The 388-nt window shown below is 58.0% G+C and carries 1 protein-coding gene; it reads left to right on the top strand.

Annotation, left to right across the window (positions count from 1 at the left end; all coding sequences use genetic code 11):
• Positions 1–373 (top strand): major capsid protein (locus tag HP556_RS00135; RefSeq protein WP_175365470.1); only part of this gene is annotated, 373 nt, incomplete at its 5' end.
• Positions 374–388 lie beyond the last annotated feature (15 nt).

Here is a 388-nt window from a genome sequence, read left to right as displayed (position 1 = left end):
GGATACCCGTCGTGGCTCTAATTCCGAGCTGGAGACAGCGGTGAAAGACCTGGGCAAAGCGGTGTCCTATAAGGGGATGTATGGCGATGTGGCCATCGTCGTGTATTCCGGACAGTACGTGGAAAACGGCGTCAAAAAGAACTTCCTGCCGGACAACACGATGGTGCTGGGGAACACTCAGGCACGCGGTCTGCGCACCTATGGCTGCATTCAGGATGCGGACGCACAGCGCGAAGGCATTAACGCCTCTGCCCGTTACCCGAAAAACTGGGTGACCACCGGCGATCCGGCGCGTGAGTTCACCATGATTCAGTCAGCACCGCTGATGCTGCTGGCTGACCCTGATGAGTTCGTGTCCGTACAACTGGCGTAATCATGGCCCTTCGGG

This window comes from Tardiphaga robiniae (assembly GCF_013359755.1).
Taxonomy (GTDB): Bacteria; Pseudomonadota; Alphaproteobacteria; order Rhizobiales; family Xanthobacteraceae; genus Tardiphaga; species Tardiphaga robiniae.
This window is presented reverse-complemented; position numbering and strand designations above follow the sequence as displayed.